Annotated in this window: 24 protein-coding genes; 12 read left to right on the top strand and 12 right to left on the bottom strand. The window is 72.0% G+C overall.

The window, feature by feature from the left end:
* Nucleotides 1-84 precede the first annotated feature (84 nt).
* The gene (locus ABD978_RS09515) at nt 85-918 is read left to right on the top strand and encodes an alpha/beta fold hydrolase (protein ID WP_345351708.1); all 834 of its coding nucleotides are present in this window, start codon (nt 85-87) and stop codon (nt 916-918) included.
* 31 nt (nt 919-949) lie between these two features.
* Complete coding sequence (locus tag ABD978_RS09510; protein ID WP_345351705.1) at nt 950-1546, top strand: hypothetical protein; 597 nt, start codon at nt 950-952, stop codon at nt 1544-1546.
* Nucleotides 1547-1584: 38 nt separating this feature from the next.
* Here ABD978_RS09510 and ABD978_RS09505 read toward each other — a convergent pair whose 3' ends face one another.
* The 3 genes from ABD978_RS09505 to ABD978_RS09495 all read right to left on the bottom strand — a co-directional run bounded on the left by ABD978_RS09505 (nt 1585) and on the right by ABD978_RS09495 (nt 3892).
* A complete protein-coding gene (locus ABD978_RS09505) occupies nt 1585-2253 on the bottom strand; it encodes a transglycosylase SLT domain-containing protein (RefSeq protein ID WP_345351702.1) in 669 nt (222 codons plus the stop codon).
* A gap of 173 nt (nt 2254-2426) precedes the next feature.
* A complete protein-coding gene (locus ABD978_RS09500) occupies nt 2427-3449 on the bottom strand; it encodes an aldo/keto reductase (protein ID WP_345351698.1) in 1023 nt (340 codons plus the stop codon).
* Nucleotides 3446-3892 (bottom strand): VOC family protein, encoded by a 447-nt coding sequence (locus ABD978_RS09495; RefSeq protein WP_345351695.1) that lies wholly within the window; start codon nt 3890-3892, stop codon nt 3446-3448. Before ABD978_RS09495 ends, ABD978_RS09500 begins: the two co-directional genes overlap by 4 nt.
* 70 nt (nt 3893-3962) lie before the next feature.
* Between ABD978_RS09495 and ABD978_RS09490 the strand changes: the two genes are divergently transcribed.
* Together ABD978_RS09490 and ABD978_RS09485 are read left to right on the top strand one after the other, a co-directional pair.
* On the top strand, nt 3963-4652 hold the full coding sequence (locus ABD978_RS09490; protein WP_345351692.1) for a TetR/AcrR family transcriptional regulator: 690 nt from the start codon (nt 3963-3965) through the stop codon (nt 4650-4652).
* A gap of 86 nt (nt 4653-4738) precedes the next feature.
* On the top strand, nt 4739-5758 hold the full coding sequence (locus tag ABD978_RS09485) for an aldo/keto reductase (protein WP_345351689.1): 1020 nt from the start codon (nt 4739-4741) through the stop codon (nt 5756-5758).
* Between the two features lie 43 nt (nt 5759-5801).
* Here ABD978_RS09485 and argG read toward each other — a convergent pair whose 3' ends face one another.
* A complete protein-coding gene (argG, locus tag ABD978_RS09480) occupies nt 5802-7274 on the bottom strand; it encodes an argininosuccinate synthase (RefSeq protein WP_345351686.1) in 1473 nt (490 codons plus the stop codon).
* Between the two features lie 189 nt (nt 7275-7463).
* Complete coding sequence (locus ABD978_RS09475) at nt 7464-8564, bottom strand: NADH:flavin oxidoreductase/NADH oxidase (RefSeq protein WP_345351683.1); 1101 nt, start codon at nt 8562-8564, stop codon at nt 7464-7466.
* A 110-nt stretch (nt 8565-8674) separates the two neighbouring features.
* Here ABD978_RS09475 and ABD978_RS09470 point away from each other — a divergent pair, with 110 nt between their 5' ends.
* Nucleotides 8675-9034 carry an ArsR/SmtB family transcription factor gene (locus ABD978_RS09470; RefSeq protein ID WP_345351680.1) on the top strand — a complete coding sequence of 120 codons (360 nt, stop codon included), beginning with the start codon at nt 8675-8677 and terminating at the stop codon, nt 9032-9034.
* A 76-nt stretch (nt 9035-9110) separates the two neighbouring features.
* On the opposite strand, the gene ABD978_RS09465 is transcribed toward ABD978_RS09470, so the two are convergent.
* Entirely contained in the window at nt 9111-9833 is a 723-nt protein-coding gene (locus ABD978_RS09465; RefSeq protein ID WP_345351677.1) for a TetR/AcrR family transcriptional regulator, read from the bottom strand.
* 124 nt (nt 9834-9957) lie between these two features.
* Between ABD978_RS09465 and ABD978_RS09460 the strand changes: the two genes are divergently transcribed.
* From ABD978_RS09460 to ABD978_RS09450, 3 genes are all read left to right on the top strand, one after another.
* Nucleotides 9958-10824 (top strand): NAD(P)H-binding protein, encoded by an 867-nt coding sequence (locus ABD978_RS09460; protein WP_345351674.1) that lies wholly within the window; start codon nt 9958-9960, stop codon nt 10822-10824.
* Nucleotides 10825-10966: 142 nt separating this feature from the next.
* Nucleotides 10967-11374: a YchJ family protein gene (locus tag ABD978_RS09455; RefSeq protein ID WP_345351671.1), complete on the top strand. Its 408-nt coding sequence runs from the start codon at nt 10967-10969 to the stop codon at nt 11372-11374.
* Between the two features lie 115 nt (nt 11375-11489).
* Complete coding sequence (locus tag ABD978_RS09450) at nt 11490-11858, top strand: YciI family protein (protein WP_345351668.1); 369 nt, start codon at nt 11490-11492, stop codon at nt 11856-11858.
* A gap of 62 nt (nt 11859-11920) precedes the next feature.
* Here ABD978_RS09450 and ABD978_RS09445 read toward each other — a convergent pair whose 3' ends face one another.
* Both ABD978_RS09445 and ABD978_RS09440 read right to left on the bottom strand, forming a co-directional pair.
* The gene (locus ABD978_RS09445; RefSeq protein WP_345351665.1) at nt 11921-12787 is read right to left on the bottom strand and encodes a DUF6745 domain-containing protein; all 867 of its coding nucleotides are present in this window, start codon (nt 12785-12787) and stop codon (nt 11921-11923) included.
* 223 nt (nt 12788-13010) lie between these two features.
* Nucleotides 13011-13745, bottom strand: a complete 735-nt coding sequence (locus ABD978_RS09440; protein WP_345351662.1) for an alpha/beta fold hydrolase — start codon at nt 13743-13745, stop codon at nt 13011-13013.
* A 62-nt stretch (nt 13746-13807) separates the two neighbouring features.
* Between ABD978_RS09440 and ABD978_RS09435 the strand changes: the two genes are divergently transcribed.
* Together ABD978_RS09435 and ABD978_RS09430 are read left to right on the top strand one after the other, a co-directional pair.
* Complete coding sequence (locus ABD978_RS09435; protein ID WP_345351659.1) at nt 13808-14902, top strand: helix-turn-helix transcriptional regulator; 1095 nt, start codon at nt 13808-13810, stop codon at nt 14900-14902.
* Between the two features lie 541 nt (nt 14903-15443).
* A complete protein-coding gene (locus ABD978_RS09430; RefSeq protein WP_345351656.1) occupies nt 15444-15806 on the top strand; it encodes a hypothetical protein in 363 nt (120 codons plus the stop codon).
* A gap of 234 nt (nt 15807-16040) precedes the next feature.
* Here the strand turns inward: ABD978_RS09430 and ABD978_RS09425 are convergent, their stop codons facing one another.
* Entirely contained in the window at nt 16041-16514 is a 474-nt protein-coding gene (locus tag ABD978_RS09425) for an Lrp/AsnC family transcriptional regulator (protein WP_345351653.1), read from the bottom strand.
* A 100-nt stretch (nt 16515-16614) separates the two neighbouring features.
* Here ABD978_RS09425 and ABD978_RS09420 point away from each other — a divergent pair, with 100 nt between their 5' ends.
* Nucleotides 16615-18081 carry a pyridoxal phosphate-dependent decarboxylase family protein gene (locus tag ABD978_RS09420; RefSeq protein WP_345351650.1) on the top strand — a complete coding sequence of 489 codons (1467 nt, stop codon included), beginning with the start codon at nt 16615-16617 and terminating at the stop codon, nt 18079-18081.
* A 245-nt stretch (nt 18082-18326) separates the two neighbouring features.
* The gene (locus tag ABD978_RS09415; protein WP_345351647.1) at nt 18327-19904 is read left to right on the top strand and encodes a hypothetical protein; all 1578 of its coding nucleotides are present in this window, start codon (nt 18327-18329) and stop codon (nt 19902-19904) included.
* A gap of 204 nt (nt 19905-20108) precedes the next feature.
* On the opposite strand, the gene ABD978_RS09410 is transcribed toward ABD978_RS09415, so the two are convergent.
* Genes ABD978_RS09410 through ABD978_RS09400 form a run of 3 tightly spaced genes read right to left on the bottom strand, consistent with a single transcriptional unit; the run spans nt 20109 to nt 23406 of the window.
* Nucleotides 20109-21257 (bottom strand): winged helix DNA-binding domain-containing protein, encoded by a 1149-nt coding sequence (locus ABD978_RS09410; protein ID WP_345351644.1) that lies wholly within the window; start codon nt 21255-21257, stop codon nt 20109-20111.
* Nucleotides 21258-21315: 58 nt separating this feature from the next.
* Complete coding sequence (locus ABD978_RS09405; protein WP_345351641.1) at nt 21316-22158, bottom strand: NAD(P)H-binding protein; 843 nt, start codon at nt 22156-22158, stop codon at nt 21316-21318.
* Nucleotides 22159-22218: 60 nt separating this feature from the next.
* Nucleotides 22219-23406 carry an epoxide hydrolase family protein gene (locus ABD978_RS09400; protein WP_345351638.1) on the bottom strand — a complete coding sequence of 396 codons (1188 nt, stop codon included), beginning with the start codon at nt 23404-23406 and terminating at the stop codon, nt 22219-22221.
* Nucleotides 23407-23462: the final 56 nt, after the last annotated feature.

Raw genomic sequence — 23462 nt, 5'->3', positions numbered from 1 at the left:
GGCGGATCCGCCGGAGGAGGAAGGCCCCTCCTCCGGCGGCCACCCGGCTTGCCTGCCACGCCGTCCCTGTGGTCGCCTTGGCCCGTGCCGACCTTCTCCTCCCATGACGGGACCGTTCTGGCGTATCACCTCGCAGGCCAGGGTGATCCCCTCATCTGCCTGCCGGGCGGCCCGGGGCGGCCGTCGGGCTACCTCGGCGATCTGGGCGGCCTGACCACATCCCGCCGGTTGATCCTGCTCGACAACCGGGGAACCGGCGGCTCGGCCGCGCCCGCCGATCCGAGCGGCTACCGGGCCGACCGGCTCGTCGCCGACGTCGAGGCCCTGCGGGAGCATCTGGGCCTGGCGGCGATCGACCTGCTCGCCCATTCGGCGGCCGCCGATGTCGCCGTCCTCTACGCCGCGCGTCATCCGCACCGCGTCCGTCGGCTCGTCCTGGTGACGCCGAGCCCCCGCGCGGTCGGTCTGGAGCCGACCGACGAGGAATGGCTGGCCGGGATCCGCCGCCGGTCGGCCGAGCCGTGGTACGAGAAGGCGTTCGCCGCGCTGGAAGCGTGGGAGTCCGGCGATGAGCGCGAGGAGACCTATCTCGCCGCCCGGCCGTTTCTCTACAGTCCCTGGGACCGGACGGCCGAGGCACACGCCCGATCATTCCCACCCGTACGCGCGGCGGCCGAGGGCTTCCACGGTGAGGGGGCGTTCGACCCGGACGCCACCCGTACGGCCGTCAAGCGGCTCCCGGCGCCCGTCCTGGTGATCTCCGGAGAGAACGACCCGTCCCCCACCCCTGACCAGGCCGCCACGTACGCCGCGCTCTTCCCCGAGGGGCGGAGCACCTCAGTGCCCGGCGCGCATTTCCCCTGGGTCACCGCTCCCGAGCGGTTCGCCGCGTCGGTCGAGCGTTTCCTCGCCGCCTGACCCGATGAGCTTCGGGGTCTACGCGCGGAAGGTGCGTGATACCTCCCAGCCGCACGGCCGGCGGGTATCCGCGCTTCGATCCTGCGTTCAGCTCTATCGGCCGATCGGGTTCCACGCGAGCCTGAGCTTCCTGGAGGAATCGGCGGGGCCGTTCGGCAGCGATGAGATGGCACTCCTGCGGGCCCTTGACGCGCTGACCGAGAGCCGGGAAGCGTGGAAGGCGGACGTTCGTGCGTACGCGGCCGCGCGGTCACTGGCGAAGCGCCACGGCCGGCGCAGCCCTCGGCCGGAGGACCGGAACCCGAGTCACTTCCCCGACCACTGGTACGGCGCGCCCAGACGCGCGGCGCTGCACGCGCTCGAATTCTGGTGCCGCAAGCGCCTCCCCGCCCTGCTGACCCCGCCCGACCGGGTCACCGAGGACTTGAGCACCTGCGTCAGCGCCTCACTCCGGTCCGGCGGCCCGCTGTCGGACGAACACCGGAGGATGCTCGCCGAGTGCACCGCCGAGCTCCGGCGGCGACGGCTGGAACCCGACCGGTGGCGCGATGATCAGGCGGCGTATCTCCGCTTCCGTGACCTCGTGAAAGTCGCCCGGTTCGTACAGACCGCCGCGGACACCGTTTGACGGCGGGGCGCCGCACCGGCATGTCGCGGAGACCGTCGCTACGCGCTGTGGAGGGCGCGCTCGGCCACGGGCCAGTTCTGGCGCAGCCGGTCGAGGTAGGACTGGGCGACCGATCCGGGTCGGGCACCTCGGGCGAACGCCAGCATGTTGCCGGGGCCCGCGTTGTATCCGAGGGCGAGCAGTTCGTTCCGGGTGTAGTGGCCCGACCGCCGGGCGGGCAGGCGGACGGCCAGGTCATGGAGGTACCAGGCCGCCGCGGTGATGGCGAGGTCCGGATCGTCCGGCAGCTCGTCCCATCGGCGATCGGCGAAGGAGCGACCGCGCTTGACCTCGTCGAACGCGGCCCTGTGCATGTCGGCGATGCCGAACGCGGCGTCCGGCTTGATCTTCTGCCAGGCCCGCTCGAACGCCGGGTCGTGCGGCTTGTCCGACTCGTTGTACAGGATCGCCATCAGCAGCTGCGGGGAGATCTTCGCCGTGCGCGCGTGCTTGCGGACCTGCGCGGCGAACCGCACCGGGTCGTACGCCGAGGTCGGCGTCGCGGCGGGCCGGCCGGTCGCGCCGGACCGCTTCGACGCGGTCGCACCGGGCGTCGCGGACCGGTGCGGAGACGCGTCGCCGGAGTCCCCTCCGCCGCACGCCGACGCCCAGCCCGCCACGGCGAGCACGACCGGCACGACCAGCCATCGTCCCCGATGCCCTCGCACTGTGTTCCTCCCCTGCCGCGTGGCCCGATGTGTCCAGTGTCGCCGCCGGCCGGGCCGATGCCATCCGTCTGGAGAATGACGCCGCGGGATCCGGTGCCTGCGGGCGGAGCGCGACCGGTACGCGCCAGGACCGACGGGGTCTGAGCGGGAGTGACGCTCTCGACGGCGGGTGACTACCGGGGCGCGGCGTCCGGGGCGACGAGGGCGGAGCCGAAGACCCACGGGGAGTTCTGGGCGATGAAGTCGCCCGGGAATCCGAGCGTGAAGCCGGTCGCCTCTTCCAGGCGGGTGACGGCCTCCGGGGGCAGGACGAGGTCGGCGGCGGCGAGGTTGTCGCGGAGCTGGTCGACGTCGCGGGCCCCGACGATGGGGTGAACGGCGCGGGAGCGGCTCATCACCCAGGCGATGGCCACCTGGGAGGGCGTGGTGCCGAGGCCGTCGGCGACCTCCTGTACGACCCGCGCGACGGCGTGGTCCCGCTCCGAGAGCGAGTCCGCCGACAGCCGGCCGCGGGCCGCGGTCCCGTCCGGGCGGGTGTACTTCCCGGACAGCACCCCGCCGCCCAGCGGGCTCCACGCCGTCACGCCGATCCCGAGGGCCTCGGCCATCGGCAGCAGCTCGCGTTCGACGTCGCGCTGCAGCAGGCTGTAGGGGACCTGCAGGCCGATGAACGGGCTCCAGCCGTGCCACTGCGCCAGCGTGTTCGCGCGGGCGACCACCCAGGCGGGGGCGTCGGAGATCCCGACGTACAGCACCTTGCCCGCCTGGACCGCGTCGTCCAGCGCGCGCATGGTCTCCTCGATCGGCGTGTCACGGTCCCACATGTGCACCCAGTACACGTCGACGTGGTCCGTGCGCAGCCGGCGCAGGCTGGTCTCCAGCGACGCGCGCAGGTTCTTGCGGTGGTTGCCGGCGGCGTTCGGGTCGGCGGGATTCCGGGACACGGAGTACTTCGTGCCCAGCACGAATGACTCCCGTCTGCCCCGCAGCAGCTCCCCGAGGAACTCCTCGCTGGCGCCGCCGCGATAGTTGACCGCGGTGTCGATCATGTTGCCGCCGGCCTCGGCGTCCAGGTCCAGCATCCGGCGGCATTCCGGCAGCGGCGCGCCGACCCCGCCCTGCTCGCCGAAGGTCATCGCGCCGAGGATCAGTTCGGGGACGCGCAGGCCGCTGCCGCCCAGGGTGCGGTACCTCACGCCGTCACCGAGCCGTCGAACAGCTCCGCGGCGCGGGCGGCGATCTCCTCCTGCGGCATGTCCCGTACGTGCTGGTCCAGCGCCCAGCGGTGCCCGAAGGGATCCAGCAACTGGCCCGTACGGTCCCCCCAGAAGGCGTCGTGCACGGGCTCGAAGACCGTGGCGCCGGACTCCATCGCCCGCGCCCAGGCCGCGTCGGCGTCCGGGACCCGTACGTGCATGGCGGCGGAGGTGCCGCCGAGAGCGGCGGGGGCGCGCATCCCCAGGTCGGGCAGCTCGCCGGCGACCGCCAGGACGGTCTCCCCGAGCAGGAGCTCGACCGTCAGCGTACGGCCGTCGGGCAGGGTGAGCCGGCTCGTCTCCCGTGCGCCCAGGGCGTCGGCGTACCAGGTGGCGGCCTGGTCCGGGTCGGTGACGACAAGGTGGATCGCTATCTGAGTCATGCGGCGGACCATACACTGTGTATGGACATGAAGTCCATACGCTTCGTCCGCGTTCGTTAGGATGGACGGCATGCCTGCCAAGCGGACCGCGCCCTCTGCCCGCCGATCCGGGCCCCAGCCGGCCCCCGCGGAGCTGCGCGAACGCATCCTGTCCGCGACGCGCGAGCTGCTGCGCGGGCGTCGCTTCGACGATCTCAGCGTCGCCGACGTCCTGACCGCCGCCGGGGTCTCCCGGGCCAGCTTCTACTTCTATTTCCCGAGCAAGCAGGCCGTGCTCGGCGAGCTGGTGCGCGACGCGGTCGCGCAGGGGCAACAGGCGGCACAACCCTGGATCGCCCAGGAGCAGAACCCGGTCGCCGCGCTCCGGGCGGGCGTCAGCGACGGCGCCCGGCTCTGGCGTGAGAACGCGGGCGTGCTCATGGCGATCGTGGAGAGCTGGGGATCCGACGAGGGGCTGCGGGACCTCTGGCTCGAGCAGATGGACACGTTCACCGAGGCCGCCGCCGCGCGGATCCACAACGATCCGCACGCTCGCGAACGGCTCGGCTCGATGGACGTGCGCGCGGTGGCCGCCTCGCTGACCTGGATGGGCGAGCGCCTCTACTACCTGGCCGCGGCCGGCGTTCCGCCCTTCGACGACGAGCAGGTCCTCATCGACACCCTCACGAACGCCTGGACCTCGGCCCTCTACGGCGTCACGATGCCCCGCCCGGAAGAGCCCGTACGAGGCCGGGTGGACGAACCGCACAGCGGTGCGTGACGGGACGGCTCGCTGGTTTACTGCTGTGACCTCATCGTCGTCGTGCAGGCCTGGCGAACGGCATGATCGAATCGAAAGGCGTAAGGATGGAACACCGGCCCCTCGGCCCCACCGGAACCCTCGTGTCCACGCTGTGCCTGGGCGCCATGACCTTCGGCAAGGAGAGCGACGAGAAGACGTCCCACGCGCTGCTCGACCGGTTCGTCGAGCGCGGCGGCAACTTCATCGACACCGCGGACGTCTACTCGCAGGGCCGTTCCGAGGAGATCATCGGGCGGTGGTTCGCGGCTCGGCCGGGCGTCCGGGACCGGGTCGTGCTCGCCACCAAGGGACGCTTCCCGATGGGCGACGGACCCAATGACCTCGGGCTGAGCCGTACGTACCTGACGCGGGCGCTGGACGCGAGCCTGCGCCGGCTCGGCGTGGAGGCCATCGACCTCTACCAGGCGCACGCGTGGGATCCGCTCACCCCGATCGAGGAGACCCTGCGCTTCTACGACGACGCCGTACGCGCCGGCAAGATCCGCTACGTCGGGGTCAGCAACTTCGTCGGCTGGCAGCTGCAGAAGGCCGCCACGCTCGCCGAGGTCCGCGGCCTCACGCCGATCGCGACCCTGCAGCCGCAGTACAACCTGATCAGCCGGGACATCGAGTTCGAGCTGGTGGACGTCTGCCGGAACGAGGGCGTCGGCATCCTGCCGTGGTCGCCGCTGGCCGGCGGCTGGCTGACCGGGAAGTACCGGCGGGACGAGGTTCCGACCGGAGCGACCCGGCTGGGCGAGGACCCGGAACGCGGAATGGAGGCGTACGCGCCGCGCAACGCGCAGGAGCGGACCTGGCGGATCGTGGACACGGTCCGCCAGGTCGCCGAGGCCCGTGGTGTGTCGATGGCGCAGGTGGCGCTGGCGTGGGTCGCCGACCGCCCGATGGTCACCTCGGTGATCCTCGGCGCCCGGACCCTGGAGCAGCTCGACGACAACCTGGGCGCGGCCGGCCTGCACCTGTCGGAGTCGGAGACCGCGCTGCTGGACGAGGCCAGCACCCCGACGGTCGCCGACTATCCGTACGGCGGACCGGGAGTGGACCAGCGCTCCCGGTCGTTCTGACCGTCGTCGGGGGTCCGGGCTCCCGGCCCGGACCGCCGGCGGGTCAGTCGACGCCGAACTCCATCGCGGCGTTGTCGAGCAGCTCGTCGTCGACGGCGACCGCCCCGGCGGCCGACTCCGCCCGGCCGGAGGCGATCGCCTCGGCGCCGCCCTCGGCCATCGCGCCGATCAGCCCGGTCGAGGCCGCCTGCTCCGCGCCGATCAGGGTCGGGTGCGGGCGGCTGCTGCCGACCATGCCGAGTGCGGCGTACTGCTCGAGCTTGGACCGGGAGTCGGCGATGTCGAGGTTCCGCATCGTCAGCTGACCGATCCGGTCGACCGGCCCGAACGCGGCGTCCTCGGTCCGCTCCATGGACAGCTTGTCGGGGTGGTAGCTGAACGCCGGCCCGGAGGTGCCCAGGATGGAGTAGTCCTCACCGCGCCGCAGCCGCAGCGTCACCTCGCCGGTGACGGCCGTGCCGACCCAGCGCTGCAGCGACTCGCGCAGCATCAGCGCCTGCGGGTCGAGCCAGCGGCCCTCGTACATCAGCCTGCCGAGCTTCCGGCCCTCGTTGTGGTAGCTGGCGAGGGTGTCCTCGTTGTGGATGGCGTTGACCAACCGCTCGTACGCGGCGTGCAGCAGCGCCATGCCCGGCGCCTCGTAGACGCCCCGGCTCTTCGCCTCGATGATGCGGTTCTCGATCTGGTCGGACATGCCCAGGCCGTGCCGGCCGCCGATGGCGTTGGCCTCCAGCACCAGGTCGACGGCGGAGCCGAACTCCTTGCCGTTGATCGTCACCGGCCGCCCGGCTTCGAAGCCGATCGTGACGTCCTCGGTGGGGATCTCCACCTCGGGGTCCCAGAACCGGACGCCCATGATCGGGTCGACGATCTCGATGCCCGCGTCGAGGTGCTCCAGCGACTTGGCCTCGTGGGTCGCGCCCCAGATGTTCGCGTCGGTGGAGTAGGCCTTCTCCGTGCTGTCCCGGTAGGGCAGGCCGTGAGCGAGCAGCCACTCGGACATCTCCTTGCGGCCCCCGAGCTCGTTCACGAAGTCCGCGTCGAGCCACGGCTTGTAGATCCGCAGGGAGGGGTTGGCGAGCAGGCCGTACCGGTAGAACCGCTCGATGTCGTTGCCCTTGAAGGTGGAGCCGTCGCCCCAGATCTGCACGTCGTCCTCGAGCATCGCCCGCACCAGCAGCGTGCCCGCGACGGCCCGCCCCAGCGGGGTGGTGTTGAAATACGCGCGGCCGCCGGAGCGGATGTGGAACGCCCCGCAGGCCAGGGCCGCCAGACCCTCTTCCACGAGGGCCGCCCGGCAGTCGATCAGCCGGGCGACCTCCGCGCCGTACGCGGTGGCGCGCCCGGGCACCGAGGCGATGTCGGGCTCGTCGTACTGCCCGATGTCGGCGGTGTAGGTGCAGGGAACCGCACCCTTCTCGCGCATCCACGCGACCGCAACCGACGTGTCGAGGCCGCCGGAGAACGCGATCCCGACACGTTCGCCGACAGGCAGGGAGGTCAGCACCTTGGACATGAGCACAAGTATGCATGAGGATGCATCACTATGCAAGCGACCGAGGCCACGACCCGAGAAAGGGACAGACCGAAGTCGAGAGACCGGGCCGAGCTCCGCCGATCGGCCGGGCGGCCGTACCGACGACCCGGAGTCGCGGCCCCGCCGAGCGGTCGTACCGGCGACCCGCGCGGGGCGGAGCCACGGTCCTCAGACGGCGCGGTGGTACTGATCGGGCCAGGTGGGCTCGGCGCCGAGCACGCGGGCCGCGCGGTTCGGCCAGAACGGGTCGCGCAGCAGCTCGCGTCCCACGAGCACCGCGTCGGCCTGCCCCGAGGCGATGATCTCCTCAGCCTGCCGGGGCTCGGTGATCTCACCGACCGCGGCGACCGGCACGTCGGTCTCGGCCTTGATCTGCGCGGCGAACGGGACCTGGTAGCCCGGCCCGGCCGTGATCCGCGCGTCGGGGGCGATGCCGCCGCTGGAGACGTCGAGGAGGTCGACGCCATGGGCCAGCAGCTCCTTGGCCAGCCGCACGCTGTCGGGCACGGTCCAGCCCTCGCGGCCGTCCTGGGGGTTCTCGCTCAGCCAGTCGGTCGCCGAGATCCGGTAGAACACCGGCAGCTCGTCGGGCCAGACCGCGCGGACGGCGTCGACGACCTCCAACGAGAGGCGGATCCGGTTCTCGAACGAGCCGCCGTACTCGTCGGTGCGCCGGTTGGCGTGCGGCGAGACGAACTCGTGCAGCAGGTACCCGTGCGCGCCGTGGATCTCGGCCACCTGGAACCCTGCCGCGAGGGCCCGCCGGGCGGCGGCCGCGAAGTCCTCGACGATGCGGCCGATCTGCTCGCGGGTCAGCTCGGCCGGCACGGGACCGTCCGCGGTGAACGGCAGCGGGCTCGGGGCCACCGGCCGCCAGCCGTACGGCTCGTCGGGAGCGATGGGAGCCCCGCCTCGCCAAGGCCGCTCGGTGGAGGCCTTGCGGCCCGCGTGGGCGAGCTGGATGCCGGGCACGCTGCCGTGCGCGCGCAGGAACGCGACGACGCGGGCGAGGCCGTCCTGCTGACGGTCGTTCCACAGGCCGAGGTCGGCCGGGCTGATCCGGCCCTCGGGGTTGACCGCCGTCGCCTCGGTGATGATCAGACCCGCGCCGCCCACCGCGCGCGCCGCCTGATGCGCCAGGTGCCAGTCGCCCGCGACGCCCGTGTCCGGCCCTTCGTCCGGGGCGGAGTACTGGCACATCGGCGGCATCCAGGCGCGGTTGGGGAACGTCAGCTCCCGCAGGGTGAGGGGCTCGAACAACGCACTCACGGATCATTCTCCTTCGGCCGGGGTTCTTAGTACGATATACGCCGTAGTACGCAAAACGTCAAACTACGAAGGTCGTCGTACTTAATCGACGGGCCGGGAAGGGAGCTGCCGTGCCGACCGCCGGCCGGGTCCTCGATCACCCCGCACGCGCGGACATCCGACTCGAGTCGGTGCTCCACGCGCTCTCCGACCCGGCGCGCCTCCAGGTGGTCCGCTTTCTCGCCGAGCTGCCGCCCGGCGAGGAGGTCGCGTGCTCCGCCATCGACCTGGCGGTCACCAAGTCGACCACCACCCATCACTTCCGCGTCCTCCGGGAGGCGGGGCTGATCAGCCAGGTCTACCGGGGCACCGCCAAGATGACCGCCCTGCGCCGAGCCGACCTGGGCGCGCTGTTCCCCGGTCTCCTCGACGCCGTACTGACGGCCGACGCCGCCCAGCGACACCGCTCCGCGGCCCGTCAGGACGGATGAGCCCGCGCCACCTCACGACCACGCCCGCGTCCGGGCGCACCACCCGCCGCCCTGACGCCGGCTTCGGGTCTCGGCCTCACGAGGCGTCGCCGGCGATGCGGTCGAGCCACTCGCGCAGCAGGCCCTGCTCGCCCTCGCTCAGGGCGGTCGTCTCCGGAAGGACGGCGCGGAGGGCGACCGCGGCGCCGACCGGGCCCCTCGCCGCCGGAACGGGCACGTCCGTGGTGATCGCGGCGATGACGGCCTCCCGGGCGAGGTCGGACAGCCCCAGGTCACGGGCCTCTTCCGGCAGCGCGATGAGCGCCAACGTCGTCCCCGAGCCGGCGGCGTGGACGAGCTGCGCGGCGCGCTCTTCGCCGACCTTCAGGCGGCCCGCCCGGGCGATCCGGCCGATGTGCCCGGCCAGGATCTCGGCCGCGGCGACGGCCGCCGACGGCGGGACGCCGGGGCGAGGGTCGCCGTACATCAGCGCGTAGAGCGCCGGGTTCGCCAGGCCGAAGCCGACGTGCAGGTCCCACCCGGCCCGCAGGTCCTCGACCGGGTCGTCGCTCGGTTCGCGTTCCGTCTTGCGGCCCAGGTACGCGGTGAACCCGTAGGTCGCCAGCGCGTCGAGGAGCCCGCGTTTGTCGCCGAAGAGGCGGTAGATGGTCGGCGCCTGCACGCCGGCGGCCGCGCCGACGGCCCTGGTCGACACGGCCTCATGGCCGCCTTCGGCGAGCAGGTCGGCCGCGGCGGCGAGGATCCGCAGCCGCGTTCCGTCACGCGCGCCGGCCGAGGCGGCGGTGCCCTGATCGTCCATGAATCAATGTTAACGGTTCATCGTTAGCGGCCCGCTGATAACGATGCTAACGTCTTCGCGTTAGCGGCGGCGGAGCAGCCCACCGGGCCGACACGGATCCGCCGCCCCGCGACTGGAGGTCGAGATGATCATCGTCACCGGAGCCAGTGGTCAGCTGGGCAAGGCGACCGTGGAGCGCCTGCTCGAACGCGTCCCCGCCGACCGGATCGGCGTCAGCGTCCGCGACCCGGAGAAGGCGTCCGAGCTTCGCGCGCGAGGCGTCCGCGTGCGCCAGGGCGACTTCGAGGACCCCGAGAACCTCGCGCACGCCTTCGAAGGGGCGTCGCGGGTCCTCATCGTGTCCGTCGACGACACCGGCGAGACGGCCCTGCGCCGGCACCGTACGGCGATCGAGGCGGCCGCGCGGGCCGGGGCGAGCCGCGTCCTCTACACGAGCCACATGGGGGCGAACCCGTCCTCGCCGTTCGCGCCGATGCCCGACCACGCCGCCACCGAGGCCGCGCTGACGGACTCGGGAATGCCGTTCACCTCCCTGCGCAACGGGTTCTACGCGGCATCGGGGGTCATGCTGCTCGGCAACGCGCTGGAGACCGGCGAACTGGCCGCGCCGGAGGACGGCCCGGTCTCCTGGACCGCCCACGCCGACCTGGCCGAGGCCGCCGCGATCGCCCTCACCGACGACGGTGGTCTGGACGGCCTGACCCCCGCCCTCACCGGCGCGGAGGCCATCGACCTCACCCGAGTGGCCGAGATCGCCTCCGAGTTGACCGGCCGCACGATCCGCCGGGTCGTCGTGTCCGACGAGGAGTACCGGGCCGGTCTGGTCGCCCACGGCCTTCCCGAGGCGGTGGCCGACCTGCTGCTGGGCATCTTCGTCGCGAGCCGGCAGGGCGAGTTCGCCGAGGTCGACCCGACCCTGGCCCGCCTCCTCGGCCGGCCGCCCACGTCGTTCAGGGACGTTCTCGCCGCGACCGTGTCGCCGGCGCGATGAGTCGGCCGCCCGCCGCCGCCCGCCGCCACCCGGCGACGGGCCACGGCGGACCGGTCGGCCGCCGGCCCGCGCCGCGTCCGCGACCGAGGGCGTCACCGCGCCGCGGTCGCGGCCCTGACCGCGTCGCGACAGAATGACGAGCATGAGCGAGCGCGGCCCGGACACCTGCCACTGCGGGCTGCCCGCACCGTACGACGAGTGCTGCGGGCGATACCACCGCGGCGACGCTAAGGCGCCGACCGCGGAGCGGCTGATGCGCTCGCGCTACAGCGCCTTCTGCGTCGGCGACGAGGCCTATCTCCTGCGTACGTGGCATCCGTCGACGCGGCCGCCGCACGTCGACTTCGACGAGGCCCTGCGGTGGGAGCGCCTCGAGGTCCTCCGGACCGCCGGCGGGAGCTATCTCGACACCGACGGAACCGTCCACTTCCGCGCGCACTACGTCCTACGGAACCGCCCGCGGCACCTGGAGGAGAACAGCCGCTTCATCCTCCAGGACGGCGCCTGGCTGTACGTCGGCCCCGTCGGCTCACTGCCGGGAATCGGATAAAAAAATCTGATGCCGGGGTGTCGATTCCTCGTGTCGTCGTTCGACGCGTAGGTGACGGCCGGCCATCGCGTCCGGAACCGACCGGACCCGGCCCGACACGACAAGGGAGAAAGTCATGCGATTCCTGATGATGCACCGGCTCGACGAGCGCGCCCCGGAGGCCTGGAACCCCAGCCAGGAGTTCATGCAGAAGATGGGCGAGATGATCCAGGACTGGACCGACCGGGGCATCCTGATCACCGCCGAGGGCGTCCACCCGTCCGCGAAGGGCGCGCTGGTCCGTAAGGACCGAGGCGCGGCGACCAAGGTCACCGACGGGCCGTTCACCGAGGCCAAGGAGGTCATCGGCGGCTTCGCGCTGATCAACGCCGAGGACCGGGCGCAGGCCGTGCGGTACGCCGAGGAGTACGCCGACCTGTTCGAGGAGATCGAGGTCGAGGTGCGGCAGATCGTCGAGTTCGACGACCTCCCGCCCCAGGCCTGACCCGACGACCGGTGTGTGGGCCGGTCCGCTCACGGTGGCGAGCGGACCGGCCCACCGGTGGGTCAGGCCAGGAGCGGATGCCAGCCGTCGCGGTAGCGGACGCCGCCGCGACGGAGCCGGACCTCGTCGTGCCAGGCCCCGGGAACCGGTTCGGTCACGACCAGTTCGGGCCGCTCCACGACGACGCACACGTCCTCGCCGGGCCACCACCAGCCGCACGAGCGCGTCAGCGCGGCCCAGTCGTCGAGGTGCTCGAGGTCGTCCGGCCGGTAGGAGGCCAGCCCGAGCCGGTACAGGGTGTCGTAGTAGGCGACCCATCCCGCGTCCTGCTGCCCGTACCAGCACACCGGTACGGGCCCGCGGCCCGCGAGCGTGTTCCGAACGGGTGTCCGGAACCCGTGGGCGAGGCTCCGGTGCAGTGCGGCGCGGACGCCCCGGTGCAGCACGACACCCAACGGAACGCCCGCCTCGATCGCCTTGAGCGGTGGCAGTTCGGGCCACTGCCCGTCGCGCTTGTCCTTGCGCGCGGATGACAGTTCAGGGTCGGCGTGTGCGACGCCGGCGCTGAGCGCACCGCGCAACTGCGAGCCGACCATGGCGAGATCGCCGGCCAGTGGGGGTGTCCCCCGCGGCCGAGGATCCCGGATCCACTCGTACAGCCGGTCGAGAGTGGGCAGGCCGGTGACCAGCGGGATCGCCTGTTCCGGAGAGTCCACCCAGACGAACCGCGGCCGTCCGCGCGAGAGTCTCGCGTAGATCCTGGTCAGGCTGTGTTCGGCGGTCCGTCGGTCGGCCGGCTGCGTGGACAGGCCGTAGGCGAGCCACTCCTGCCGGATCTCGACGGCTTCCTGCCATAGGCCGTAAGCGCTCTTACTGCGGAGGGCGGCCTTGGGCTCTGCGGCGTCATGGCGCCGCGGGGGCGCGATCAAAGCGCCTGGGCGTCGCCGCCCTTTCGGTTGGAGATCATGCCCCGATGATGGCCCGCGTTCCACGCTTCGCGCAACCTCCGGCCGGCCGCAGCCGGCGGACCGGCTGCGGCCGAGCGGACGCGCAGGTGGCGCGCGGGACCGGCGATGAGGCGAAGCGGCACGACGAGGCGGCGGTTCTCATCGCCGTCAGGCACCTCGTGCAGGATCGCCGCCAGGGCTGCGGTCAGGCCACCTCGTGCAGGATCGCCGCCAGCTCGGCGGGCCGGTCGAACATCGGCCAGTGCCAGCCGGGCAGCTCCCGGTAGGCCCCGTCGTCGACCGCCATGTGGCGGAAGGCGGGAACGATGCCGATGTTCGCCCGGACCTGCTCCACTGAGAAGCCGCACAGCACGTGCAGCCGTGGGAGCTTCTCCCAGGTTCCGGTCAGCCGGGCCGGGGCGGTGACGGTCGCCCACGGCTGCGGCACCGACAGCTCCTCGAGCCGCTCGAGCGCGCCGCCGGGCAGTTCGGCCGCCCCGGCGGCCAGCTGCGCCCACGGCGGGGGCGGCAGCCGCCAGCCGTCCCCCGCCGTGCGCACCAGCTCGGCGTTGCGGGCCTGTTCCTCGGGCGAGGCGAACTCCGCCTGCGACATCCCGTCCGGCAGCGGCCCGCTGTCGATGAACACCAGCCGAGAGATCCGGTCCGGCATCCGGTCCGCCACGCTCGGGATCACCACCGCCCCGGCGTAGCTGTGCCCGACCAGCACGACGTCGCGCAGGTCCTCGTAGCGGATCAGGTTGAGCACGTCGGTGACGTGCGTCTCCAGGTCGGTGTCGGGCCGGGCCAGATGCGCCCGCTCCCCCATCCCGGTCAGGCTGAGCGGGTGGACGTCGTGCCCGCGGCCGCGCAGGTCGGCCGCCACCGTGCGCCAGGCCCAGGCGCCGAGCCAGAACCCGGGGACAAGTACGTAAGTCGTCATGATCGGCACGCTAGGCCGGATACAGGACAGTATCCGCCCGGTATTCGCGAGACACTTCAGACGTGACCCGACCCACCGCCCGAGTGCTCGCCCTGCTGGAGATCCTCCAGGCCGGCGGCACCCGTACCGTCGCCGACCTCGCCGACCGGCTCGGCGTCGACGAGCGCACCGTCCGGCGCTACGTCGACCACCTGATCGACCTGGACATCCCGGTCCGGTCGGTACGCGGCCGGTACGGCGGCTACCACCTCGCCCCCGGATACCGGATGCCCCCGCTGATGCTCACCGACGAGGAGGCGCTGGCCGTGCTGCTGGGCCTGTTCGCCGGTCGGCGGGCCGGGCTGGTGACCACCTCCGCCGCGGCGATGGAGAACGCCGCCGCCAAGGTACGCCGGGTGCTGCCCGCGGCGCTCGGCCGACGGCTCGAGGCACTGCTGGCGACCGCCGAGTTCACCGCCCCGGCCCGGCCGGTGGCCTCCCCCGAGGCGGGCGTGCTGCTCGTACTGGCGGAGGCCGCGCGGCACCGGTGGCCGGTCGCCATCGGCTACCAGGCGTGGGGCGGACGGCGCAGCGAGCGCACCGTGCACCCGTACGGGATCGTCCTGCACTCCGGGCGCTGGTACGTCACCGGAGCGGACTCGGCCAGCGGCGAGGTCCGCACGTTCCGGCTGGACCGGATCGAGAGCGCGACGGCGTTGCAGGGGTCGTTCGAGGTGCCCGAGGGGTTCGACCCGACCGCCCGGGTGCTGTCCGGGCTCACCGAGGTCCCCTACCTGCACGAGGTGTCGCTGCGGGTCCAGGGCACCGCCGAACAGGTCCGCTCCCGGCTCCCGGCCGGCATCGCCACCGTGCAGGAACTCCCCGCCGACCCCGCACAGGATCCCGCCACGCCCCGTGACGTGCCGGATTCCGCCGAGCCGCCGGCGGCCTCCGGAGGCGAGGAGGGCGGCGGCCGGGTACGGGTCCGGCTGCGGGCGGAGCGGCTGGACTGGGTCGCCGGCGTTCTGGCCTGGCTGGACCTCCCGTTCGTGATCGAGTCCCCGGACGCCCTGCGCGACCACGTACGCGCCCTGGCCCACCGGCTCACCACCTGCGCCGACACCGCCCCGGATGCCGACGGAGAGACAACAGGGCCGGTCACGCCTGCAAAGCATTGAACCGAAGTACATCGGAAATGCCCGGTGGGGGCGGCGCTCAGCCGCACCCCACCGGGCGAATGTTGTCAGAGCCGGGCTTGCACCCGGCCCCGGCTCAGTGGCCGCGCGGCTTGTCCGGCCCCGCTCCCGAGGTACCGGTGGGGCCGGTCCCGCCCTTCCTGCCCGGGGAGCTTCCCGCCGGGCCGCTCGGGCTCGTGCCGGGTCGTCCGGTCGGAGGGGTGGCCGGTCCGCTGCCAGCGGTTCCAGACATCTTTCGGGTCCTTCCGTTGCGTTGACCTACGGCTGTTGCCGCAGACCCGAAAAGGACAGTCCCTGCTTCCCTGGCCTTGGCCACTCGCACGACCGACCTCACGCGCCACCGCGGCGGGGACTTCCGCGGCATCGGAGGACGGCCCCGTCGGACCTTCCTTTGTTCCGCTCAAGCCAGGAGACACGGCGGATCAGCGGCGTGAAAGGAAGATCGGTTGCATTCCGTAGTCGCAGCCGGACGGTCCCCGGTGATCCCGAACAAACTCGGGTGTGTTGGTCCAAAAGGAGATCCATGAACCACCAGAAGCCGTCCGGTCTGCCGCAAGCTCTCAAGCGCAAGCTCGAGCGCTTCAGGACCCTGGTCGAGCTGGCCTCCGACTTCGAGGCTGAGAACAACCCCGACGAGGCCGAGAAGGCCGAGGAGCTGGCTCATCAGACGCTGACGGCCGCGCTGCCCGACTGGGCGGCGGCAACGGCTCAGATGTTCGAGGCCCAGGCCGCGGAGATCGCGAAGCTCGCCAAGGCGACCCCGGACGACTTCCGGCAGCTCGACGAGCGCCGGCTGCAGGCCGTCGTGACGCTGCTCAAGACGGCCGGCACGCACATGGAGGCGTTCCGCGCGGCGGCCGACCAGATCATCGAGTCCGGCCGCTGAAATAGAGGGCGGTCCGGCGGTGTCCCGCCTCCAGGACCGACCTTCCAGCCAACCCCCGAGCCCCCGGCCGTACGGCCGGGGGTTCCTTCCAACTCCGGCCTGCGATGACCGCCTCAGCCTCGAGCTCGGCCCGAAGGCCGGCCGACGGCGAAACCACCCATGGATGTTCCGCAGAGGACGGCATCATCCCTGCCGGCAGCGCGGCCGCCACCACCGCCTGTCACGCCTCGTCACTCACCAGGGGTGCCGCTGGTCGGCGGCTCGTTCGATCAGCGCGCGGGTGCGCACCGGCAGCTCCTCGCGGAGGGAGATCACTGTGCTGGTGCGCACGACGTCAGGGACGGCGAGGAGTTCTCCGGAGATGCGGTGCAGGTCGGCGGTGTCGCGAGCGACGACCTTCAGCAGCAGGTCGGCCTCGCCCGTCGTGGAGTGCATCTCGATGACTTCGGGGAAGTCCGCGAGGGCGGCGGTCGCACGGCGCCCGGTGGTCTGGCTCAGGGCGACGGAGACGAACGCGACGAGGCCGTACCCGAGGGCGGCGGGGTCGACGCGGCGCGAGAACTCGCGTACGGCGCCGGCCGCCTGGAGCCGCTGCAGCCGGGCGTGGAGAGTGTTGCGGGCGATGCCGAGCCGCTTGGCCAGGGCGAGGCTGGTGGCATCGGGATCGTCGTCGACGGCGAGAAGGATCCGGGCATCGAGAGCATCCACATTGCGCAGTATGACACCTTCTGTCCCGTACAAATGCCATCCTGCGCAATGAAACGATGGCCTGTTGCGCTGATGCCCATGCCCTCTCCACAGTTCCGGCATGACCGATTCGCCTGGCCACCACCTTCCGGAATTGCTTCGTACCTCGCCTTCGGCGCTCGCCGACCGGGCAGGAGTCCTGGAAGACCTGTGCCGCTACCTGACGGCGGCGTGGGAGTCGTTCGACCGTCCCCGACCGTGTGAGCCGGGGGTCGACGCGGACCTGGTCGAGCGACTGCGCGGCCCGCTGCCGGAGCAGCCGGACGACACGCGCGCCGCGCTCGATGACGCCGTGAACATCCTGGAGTCCAGCGTGTCGCCGTCGCGGCCGCTGTTCCTCGCCTATGTCGGCTCCAGCGGTCTGGAGGTGAGCGTGCTGGCCTCGGCGCTGTCCGCCGCCTATGACGCGAACCTGGCCACCGCCGCCGGGACCGCCGACCTGCTCGACCAGCAGGCCGTACGCTGGGTGGCCGACTTCGTCGGCTTCCCGCTGGGTGAGGGGCACTTCACCAGCGGAGGCCAGACTTCCAACCTGACCGCCTTGCTCGCGGCGCGGGAGCAGGCGCTGCCGGGAGCCCGTGAGGAGGGAGTCGCCAGCCACCGGGCCACCGTCTACTGCTCGGACGAGGCGCACCACTCCATCGCGCGCGCCGTGGAGGCGGCGGGCCTGGGCCGCCGGGCACTGCGCCGGATCCCGACCGACGAACGGCACCGAATGCGCGTGGACTCGCTCCACGATGCCCTCGAGCGCGACCGGGCGGAGGGTTTCACTCCCGTGGCCGTCGTCGCGACCGCCGGCACCACATTGACCGGAGCGGTCGACCCCCTCGCCGCGATCGCCGACGTGTGCGAGCGCCAAGGGGTATGGCTGCACGTCGACGGCGCCTACGGCCTACCGGCCGCCGCCACCTCGACGGCCGCGCACTGGTTCACCGGACTCGACCGCGCCGACTCCGTCACCATCGACGCGCACAAGTGGCTCGGCATGCAGAAGAGCTGCAGCGTCATCCTCGTACGTCACCGCGGTCCGCTACGAGCGGCGTTCGGGCACGAGGAGCGCTACATGCTCCACGCGGAGGACACCGGCAACCCGGTCGACCACACCTTCGAATACTCCCGGCCCTTCCGCTCCCTGCGCCTGTGGCTGGCGATGCGGGTCCACGGCGCCGACCAGTTCCGTACCTGGATCGAGGGCACGCTCGCCAACGCGGCGCTGCTCGCCGACGAGGTACGGGCGCACGCCTCCTTCGAGCTGCTTCATGAGCCGATGCTGTCGACCGCCTGCTTCCGGCACGTCCCGCCCGGGATGAGCGACGGCGAGCTCGACACCCACAACGAGCGGCTCGCCCGGGCCATGCAGGCCGACGGCCGCGTCTTCCTCGCACCAGCGATCGTCGATGGCCGCACCTGCCTGCGCGCGTGCTTCGTGAACTTCCGCACCACCCCCGACGTCGTGAAGACCGTCCTGGAGGTGGCGGACGAGCTGGGACAGGCGCTCCTGCTCGGAGAGAGGACCGCCGCCCGCTGAACGGGCCTCGCGTCCGGATGCCGTACGGCTTGAGATCGCCTCGCCTCACGCGCTCGCACGCGACCGTTGCAGTCGGCCGACAGGCTGCCGTGATCCCTGGCGTCTGCTGTCTCCTAGAGGCGCCACCCGCCAGGGATCACGGCTAAGAGACCGGCCATCGCCTGCGGACGTGGGAAGCGGTCGTGACCATGGGACTGTCGGTCGCCTCCTCTAGCATTCCGCGGCAGTTCATAGGGGAGGTTCCGATGCGCAGGCCGGTCGATGGAGAGGTGCGTGTCCACTACGGGCAGCTCTATGTCGAGAGCGGTTCCAAGCACATGCCGGACCTGGACGATGCCTTCGCCGGACAGACGTCAGGACTCTGCGGGGCCGCCGTGCCGGGCTTCCTGTGGCTGGTCACCGGCCTGCACACCGGCGATGTGGGCTTCACCGTGGAAATCCATGAGCACGCGCCGGAGCTGGACCCGGCATGGGCGGACGTCGTGGAGGTGTCCTTTCGCCCACGGACCTCCCAAACGTTCCTCGAACTCTGGGGCGGCGAAGGCGCCTGGGAGCTGAACCTCGCGCAGATCGACTACCGGGTGCGCTACTGCGCGCAGGGAATGGACGAGGGAAACGCCCTGGACACGCGGGTGGACCAGCCGCAGGCGGACCGCTATCTGCTCCAGTTCTGGGCGGCCCCGCCCGAACCGGATCGGATCGTACGGCAGACCTCCGAGATAGCCGCCCACTGGCACCGATCCGCCCGCGAGCTTCCGCCGCCTCCCACGACCGCCGTACGCGCCGGGGCCGAACAGCGGGCCCGCGCCGAGCGCAAGCGCGCCGACCACGAACGGCGGCGCGAGGCCGAGCGGTACGAGTGGGGCGGCCGGTTGCCGACCGACGCCCTGCGCGCCACCCCGAGCGCGTTGGGCCTCGTGCGGTACGACGCCGACCTCGTGCACGCGCTCGATGCCGCAGGACCCGGCGTCCAGCGCAGGGTGGCCGCGTTCGCCGCCCGGAGCGCCACCACGACGGCCGGTCTCGCCGACCTCGACTGGGTCGCCCCGGCCCTCACCGCGCTCGCACAGGGACGTCCGCTCCCCTCCCCCTTCGACGACTGGGACCGCATGTGGCGGTCCCTGAAGGCCGACCCGAACGTCCCGGACCGCACGATCGGCGAGGCCGAGCCACCCCCGATGCCCCACTCCCCGCCGGCTCCGGGCCGGCGGCGCGGGCTCGAAGTCGAGACCGCCGTCGTGTCCTCAGCGAAAAGCCCTCCGAAGCCGCCGCGGATATCGCAACCGCACATGGCGCTGCCCGCGGTGTTCCATGCGGGCCGGCCCAACGCACTCGAGGCGGCCATCGCGGCCGTGTCGGCCGCCGTGCACACGTACGGCGAGGACTACCCGGCGTTCCTCCGGGAGGTCTGGAATGTCTGTTCCTCCCTCTCCGAAGGCAAACTTCCCCTGAAGGACCCCCACGGCGGCCCAGTGCCCGTCCAGGGCTCCGACGAGTCCGGCACGCTGCCCGCGCCCGTCGTCCTGGAGGCCGTCGACGGGCTCCTCGACACTGCGCTCATCGACGGCGTCACCGTGCGGATCCCGGCCCATCACGCCATGGCGGTGGGCGGCGTGGTTCAGGTGGAGTGGGTCGTCGACCGTTCCAGCACCGTCCAGTGGGATCCGATCGCGCAGCCGGAGACACCGATGGAATTCACCTTCGACATGCAGCACGCCTACGCCGCCGCGTATCGAGGTGGCGTGGAGATCTTCTACACCCTGTTCCGTGACGAGGACACCGTCATCGCCAGGTCGAAGACGCTCAGCTTGAGCGTCCGCTAGAGCGCTGGTGTCTCGTTCGAGGCTCGCGAGCGACGGTGTCTCGCCGTCTCCTGGTCGGTCGGCCGTGGGCTGCCGCTGGGTGAGGTGCGGGACGAGTTCGGCCATGTCCATGATGACGGCGTCGGCCCCGGCTACGGTGAAGCGCTCTTGCCTGCCCGTGGCCGATGACCGGTTCCAAGCCGTGATCCCTGGCATCTGGTGCCGCTAGGAGGCAGCAGATGCCAGGGGGCCGGTCACCGCGTTCTCGCGGCCGATGAACGTGGCTCTGCCGCTGCAGAGGTCGTGGTCGGCGCCGGGCGCGGCGAACTCCAGCAGCCGGGCGCCTTCGGCCTCGACTTCGGCGCGCTCGGTGGTGGTCAGTGGCCGGAACGGGTCGATCTCCAGAGTCGCTGACGCGTTGCCCAGATGGAGCTTCCAGGCGCCCGTCACCTGCCCGTCCACCAGGAAGGCGGCGCGCATCCCGTTGCGCGTCATGACCCGTTTGCGGTCCTGCTCCGAGATCACACGGGTGCGGTCGGCGTGGGAGGCCAGCAGGTTGTCGTATTCGGGCAAGAAGCGAACCGGCGCGGGGGCGTCGGCACCGGGGCGTGGCGCATCCGGCAGATCGAACAGCTCCACCCCGTGCTCGTCGCGGAAGACCGCCAGTTGCGGTCGCAGCCCCTCCAGGACGGGACGCAGCCGCGTTCGGCCCGCCCATGTCTGCACGTCGGTGACAGCGGCCGGTCCGAACGCGGCGAGGTAGCGCAGCACGATGTGTTCGCAGTCGGCGGCGGGGGCGGGCTCGGCTCCGGTCCAGTCGGCCGCCATGGCGTACCGCGTGGTGCCGCCGACGCCCCAGACGGCGCGTGGTGGCACCTGCACCAGCGGCACCAGGTTGCGCACGACGGTGGCGAGCGCGCGGGGCTCGCGATCGGGCCAGCGCTCGTGCAGCGCCGCCCTCAGCTCCCTGGGGGTGAGGTGCCGTGCGCCCAGCAGCGTCCGGCCCGACTCCGCCACGGCCGCACGGTCCAGACCGGTCAGCATCGTCTTGAACGCCGTGTTCAGCTCACGGTCGAGCGCAGGCTGCGCCCATGGCCGCAACGATCGGTAGTCCGCCGTGGTGACCAGGTGCACGGTACTGCGCATCAGCGCGACCCGCACCAGGCGGCGCTCGGTCAGCGCGTCCGCCAGGTCGGCGGTGCCGAACTTTCGCAACCTGCTGAAGAGTCCGAAGTAGGGCGCGTACGGTGCCTGCGCCTGCAGGCCGACCAGCCGGGTGACCGCCTCCTCGGCGGTCGCGTCGACCCGTTCCAGCAGCCACTGTCGGGCCAGCAGAGCTCGTCCCAACTCTCGTCGCCCCAGCACCCGTGTCACCGTGCCGTCCTTTCCGTCCGTACGGCAGGAGCGGCATCCGCCGCTCCTGTCTCGTTGATCAGCCGCCGAAGTCGGCCCGGTGATCCGCGGCCCACCGAGCGTAGGTGCGCGCGGGGTGCCCGGTGATCTGCTCGATGACGTCGTTGACCGGCGCGGGCTTGCCGACCGCTTGCGCCATGAGACCGAACAGCGCCGCCAGGAACTCAGGGTCCATGAACCGGCTCATCTGCTCCAGCACCGGCTCCGGGGGCAGGTCCTCGAGGGTGAGCGGGCGTCCCAGCATCTTGCCGAGGATGCCGACCTGCTGTGCCTGGGTCAGCGACTCGGGGCCGGTCAGGTCGTAGGCCCGCCCCGCGTGCCCGCCGCCGATCAGGAGCCGCGCGGCCACCTCGGCGACGTCCCTCTCGTGCACGGCGCTGAAGGCCGCTTCGGCGTACGGCGCGCGAATGACGTCACCGCCCTGGAGCTGCATCGCGAACGTCAGCGAGTTGATGGCGGGGAACAGCAGCCGCAGGAACGTCCACTCGATCCCGGACGCCTCGATGGCCCGTTCGACGTCGCGGTGGTACTGGGCGATCACGTCGGGCTGCCGCTCGGCACCCGGCACGACCGCCCCCGAGGACAGGAACACCAGTCGCCGTACCCCGGCCCGGCCCGCGGCCGCCAGGAGCGGAGCGGCATCCATCCCGTACGGCAGAACGAGGAAGGCGGCCTCGACGCCGGCCAGCGCCGCCGGCAGCGTCTCGGGCTTGGTCAGGTCGCCCCGGACGACGTCGACTTCCTCCGGGAGCCCGGCCCGCTCCGGAGTACGGGTCAGCGCACGCACCGGCGCACCCGCGGCGACCAGTTCCTCTACCGCCTGACGCCCGAAGTGGGCCGTGGCACCGATGACGAGATACATGAGTGTTTCCTTTCGCGAGGACATGAGGGTCTGAGGGGTCCGCCGACGACCGGCGGCGAATCAGCGAACCTTGCGGAAGAACTGCCGCATGTCGTGGACGAGCAGATCGGGAGCGTCGTGCGCGGCGAAGTGGCTGCCCCGGTCATAGACGTTCCAGGAGAGGATGTTCTTGTGGTCCCGGTCGGCGAACGTCCGGATCGACTGGAAGTCCCAGGCGAAATTAGCCAGGCCGAGGGGCACGGTGGTCGGCTCGGGAACGGAGGTGCCCCGGCCGTTCGACTTCTGCTGTGCAGGGGCCGCCGCCGCGTCCTCGTAGTAGAACCGGGCGGCTGAAGCGGCCGTGTTGGTCAGCCAGTAGATCATCACGTTCGTGAGCACGTGATCCGGGTCGAGAGCGCCGAGCAGCTGCGCGTGCCAGCCCAGCAGCCCGGTCGGGGAGTCGGCCAGCGCGTGCGCCAGATTCTGCGGCTCGGCGGACTGGAGCTTGTCGTACGCGCCCCGGTTCTGGGTGAACCACTCGGCGAACGCGAGCTTGCCGCGCTCCTCCTCGGAGAGACCGGCCAGCTCCGTGGGGTCGCCCGAGGGGAACGAGAAGACCTGCGTCACGTGCACGCCGCAGACGTGCTCGGGATCGATCCGGCCCACCTCGGGCGAGATCAGCGATCCGCCGTCGTTGCCGGCCGCGCCGTACCGGGCGTATCCGAGTCGGCCCATGAGCTCGGCCCAGGCCCGGGCCACCCGGTACCGGTCCCAGCCGCGCTCCCGGGTCGGCCCGGAGAGGCCGAAGCCCGGCACCGACGGAATGACCAGGTGGAACGCGTCCGCCGGGTCGCCGCCGTGGGCCCGCGGGTCGGTGAGGGGGCCGATCACGTCCAGCCACTCGACCACCGAGGTCGGCCAGCCGTGGGTCAGGATCAGCGGCGTCGCGTCCGGCTCCGGCGACGGCACGTGCAGGAAGTGGATGTTCTGGCCGTCGATCTCAGTGGTGAACTGCGGGTACGCGTTCAGCTTCGCCTCCCAGGCCCGCCAGTCGTACCCGGTGCGCCACCGCTCGACCAGCTGCTTGACGTAGCCGACCGGGACGCCGTACTCCCACCCGGGCGGCACCGGACCGGCCGGCGCCGACTCGCTCGCGGGCAGCTCCTCCGCCCACCGGGTCCGGGCCAGCCTCTGCTGGAGATCGTCGAGCTCGGACTGGGGGATGTCGATCCGGAACGGGGCGATCGTGCTGTCGTTCGTCATGGTCATCAGCGTAGGAGCCAATTAGGTAAGGCCCGTTCCTAATGACCTGGCAGACTTGAAGA

This window comes from Actinoallomurus liliacearum, from assembly GCF_039542035.1.
Classification (GTDB): Bacteria; Actinomycetota; Actinomycetes; order Streptosporangiales; family Streptosporangiaceae; genus Actinoallomurus; species Actinoallomurus liliacearum.
The sequence above is the reverse complement of the archived record's forward strand: the minus strand, read 5'-3'. Positions and strand labels throughout refer to the sequence as shown.